At 67.4% G+C, this 1,925-nt stretch carries 1 protein-coding gene and 2 tRNA genes; 2 read left to right on the top strand and 1 reads right to left on the bottom strand.

From position 1 onward, the window contains the following. Window positions 1-43: 43 nt before the first annotated feature. A tRNA-Gly gene (locus tag ACFWYM_RS44915) sits at window positions 44-114 on the bottom strand. Window positions 115-289: 175 nt separating this feature from the next. On the opposite strand from ACFWYM_RS44915, the gene ACFWYM_RS44910 reads away from it, so the two are divergent. Together ACFWYM_RS44910 and tig are read left to right on the top strand one after the other, a co-directional pair. Next, window positions 290-366 (top strand) — tRNA-Pro (locus ACFWYM_RS44910). Window positions 367-506: 140 nt separating this feature from the next. Further along, entirely contained in the window at window positions 507-1,886 is a 1,380-nt protein-coding gene (gene tig, locus ACFWYM_RS44905; RefSeq protein ID WP_384851358.1) for a trigger factor, read from the top strand. Window positions 1,887-1,925: the final 39 nt, after the last annotated feature.

Below are 1,925 nucleotides of genomic sequence, written 5' to 3'. Positions count from 1 at the left end.
CGCCCGGCCCGCTGAGTACAGCGGGCCGGGCCGGAGGCCACAGAGCGGGCGACGGGAATCGAACCCGCGTAGCTAGTTTGGAAGACTAGGGCTCTACCATTGAGCTACGCCCGCACACAGAGTGCACCGCTGGTCGCTGCTGGTCAACGAGCGCGGTACGGCAAGCATCGTAGCGGGTCGCACCCCCTGCCCGCACACCCCGTCCCGCTCCGCAGGATCTCCTCGCGATCTCCGGGTTTATTGCGGGAGCCGCACTGCCTGGGGGCATGTACCCTACGTGTCGCACCGACGGGGTGTGGCGCAGCTTGGTAGCGCGTCCGCTTTGGGAGCGGAAGGCCGTGGGTTCAAATCCCGCCACCCCGACCACCTGCTCTTCTCTCCGTGCGGCTCCGCACAAGATCGCATTGTGGGTCGACTCCCGCTTGCCGTTACTATGCAAGCTGCGTGCCCGTGTGTCTCTCAACCGGGCAGAAACCCAGAAGTCAGCCCACCAAGGAGACCGAACCGTGAAGAGCGCCGTGGAGACCCTGAACCCGACCCGGGTTCGGCTCACTGTTGAGGTGCCCTTCGAGGAGCTCAAGGACAGCCTCGACGCGGCGTACAAGAAGATCAACCAGCAGGTCACGGTGAAGGGCTTCCGCAAGGGCAAGATCCCTGCGCGCGTCATCGACCAGCGGTTCGGCCGCGGTGCCGTCCTGGAGGAGGCCGTCAACGACGCGCTTCCGAAGTTCTACACCGAAGCGGTCAACGAGGCCGAGCTCAATGTCCTGGGCCAGCCCGAGGTGGACATCACCGAGCTGAAGGACAACGAGACCCTCAACTTCACCGCTGAGGTCGACATCCGCCCGGCCATCGAGATCCCGGACTACTCCGGCATCGAGGTCGAGGTCGACGCGGTCGAGGTCAGCGACGAGGACGTCGACAAGGCCGTCGAGGAGCTGCGCGGGCGCTTCGCCTCCACCTCCCCGGTCGAGCGCGCCGCCGAGGACGGCGACGTCGTGACGATCGACCTCGAGGCCAAGGTCGAGGGCGAGGTCCTGGAGGACGGCGTCGCGTCCGGCGTCTCCTACACCATCGGCTCCGGCGAGCTGCTCGACGGCATCGACGACGCCGTGAAGGGCGTCGAGGCCGGTGGCGAGGCCACCTTCACCTCGCAGCTCAAGGGCGGCTCCGCCGAGGGCAAGGACGCCGAGATCACCGTCAAGGTCACGCAGGTCGCCAAGCGCGAACTGCCGGAGCTCGACGACGACTTCGCGCAGCTCGCCTCCGAGTTCGACACCCTCGACGAGCTGAAGGCCGACAGCCGCAAGCGCCTCGAGAACATGAAGCAGTACGACCAGGCCACGCAGGCCCAGGAGCGCGTCCTGGAGAAGCTGCTCGAGCTGGTCGAGGTCCCCGTCCCCGAGAAGCTCCTCGCGGACGAGATCCAGACCCGCAAGCACAACCTCGAGCACCACCAGCTCGGCCAGATGGGCCTCGACCTCGCGAAGTACCTGGAGATCCAGGGCAAGACCGAGGAAGAGTTCGACGCCGAGACCGGCGAGCAGGCGGTCAAGGGCATCAAGACGCAGTTCGTCCTGGACGAGCTCGTCAACAAGGAGAAGCTGAACGTCAGCCAGGAGGAGCTCACCGAGCACCTCATGCGCCGCGCCCAGTCCTCCGGCATGTCCCCCGACCAGTTCGCCCAGGCCGTCGTCGAGGGCGGCCAGGTCCCGATGCTGGTCGGCGAGGTCGCCCGCGGCAAGGCGCTCGCCGTCGTCGTCGAGGCCGCCACGGTCAAGGACACGAACGGTGAGGTCGTCGACCTCGAGGACGACGAGGACGAGACGGCCGAGACCGTCGAGGCCGCCGAGTCGACCGAGGCCGAGGAGAAGACGGAGGCCTGACCTCCGCCGCTACCGCGCCAAGACGTCGGCCCCCCGAGA

Source organism: Streptomyces sp. NPDC059009, from assembly GCF_042740175.1.
GTDB lineage: Bacteria > Actinomycetota > Actinomycetes > Streptomycetales > Streptomycetaceae > Streptomyces.
This window is presented reverse-complemented; position numbering and strand designations above follow the sequence as displayed.